General features: G+C 29.6%; 2 protein-coding genes. Both read left to right on the top strand.

From position 1 onward, the window contains the following. Positions 1–170: 170 nt before the first annotated feature. Positions 171–659, top strand: coding sequence for an RNA polymerase sigma factor (locus B0A58_RS09040; RefSeq protein ID WP_014084863.1), 489 nt, complete (start codon positions 171–173; stop codon positions 657–659). Between the two features lie 2 nt (positions 660–661). After that, entirely contained in the window at positions 662–1,270 is a 609-nt protein-coding gene (locus B0A58_RS09035) for a hypothetical protein (protein WP_089080791.1), read from the top strand. Positions 1,271–1,454: the final 184 nt, after the last annotated feature.

Below are 1,454 nucleotides of genomic sequence, written 5' to 3'. Positions count from 1 at the left end.
AGTAGATTGGACTATTTTATAGGTATATTTGGTAAAAAATGCGAAACACAAGAAATAGCCAAAGATTTTGATGTACTTTTGAATATGTTTTGGTATTGAAAAGCATCTCTATTAAAATTTAACATATTGTATTTTGTAACAAAAAGTGCAATAGACACACCTATTAGGTTATGACTTTAGAACATCAATTTATCACGCAATTAAAGGCAAACCAAAATATAATCCACAAAATTTGTAGGTTATATACACGTGGTGAAGATGCTCACAATGATTTATTTCAAGAAATTACCATCCAACTTTGGAAGGCTTTCCCAAAATTTAGAGGCGATAGTAAATTTTCGACTTGGGCCTATAGAGTAGCCTTAAACACGGCCATTTCGTTGTATCGAAAAAGTACCAAATCTATAAAAACAGTAGATTATGACCAACAACCCTTTATCATCAGTTCTGAAGATTATAATTATGAAGAAGAAGAGCAATTGAAATTGATGTATGAAGCGGTATATCAATTAAACGACATTGAAAAAGCATTGATTTTTATGTATCTTGAAGACAAAGATTATACAGAAATAGCCGAAACATTAGGAATAAGCGAAGTAAATGCTAGGGTAAAAATGAATAGAATCAAGGGGAAATTAAAAAAAATATTGAATCCGTAAATATGAAAGAACTGGATTTGTTAAAAAGAGATTGGCAAAAAACAGAACATACCTTTGAAAGTATTTCTGACAAAGATATTTATAAAATGATCCATCAAAAGTCTTATTCAACTGTACGTTGGATTCTGATTTTTAGTATCGTTGAATTTGTTGTTTTTAATGGTATAGGATTGCTATTAGACAGCGAAAATATCGAAAAAATCATTGCTCATTATCCTTTTTTGGGCTATTTAGATAAATTGAACTATATAGTAATTATAGGATTTATCGTATTGTTTTATTTGAATTATCGATCCATTTCGGTATTAAATTCTTCTAAAAATTTAATCAAACACATTCTAAAAACCAGAAAAATTGTACGTTTTTACATCATTTGGAATATGGTCATTGGATGCTTGTTTGGCATCTATGGCATTTTAGAAAGCTTTGAAAGCATGTACCAATCCAATCAAAGCCACATGGCATTGCCCTCTATTGCGGCCCAAATCATTACATCTATCATTATTTTAGGCCTTTTGATTGGTTTTTTATTCCTGTTTTACAAATTGGTTTATGGCCGATTGTTAAATAAATTGAAAAAAAATTATGACGAATTGAGTAAAATGGAATAAAAAAACATTAACATTTAACCCACAAAAAAACAGTTTAGATGTAAAACTAGCGTTTTTGCAAATAGCGTTTTCAATCATACCATAACAACTATCTTTTTGGGCGTTCCCCAAGGTCGGGCTATTTGTTCCAAACAACGTTCATTGAACTCCAAAAAAAATATAATTTTGTGAAATAATCTTTTTT

The organism is Flavobacterium branchiophilum NBRC 15030 = ATCC 35035 (assembly GCF_002217205.1).
Classification (GTDB): domain Bacteria; phylum Bacteroidota; class Bacteroidia; order Flavobacteriales; family Flavobacteriaceae; genus Flavobacterium; species Flavobacterium branchiophilum.
This window is presented reverse-complemented; position numbering and strand designations above follow the sequence as displayed.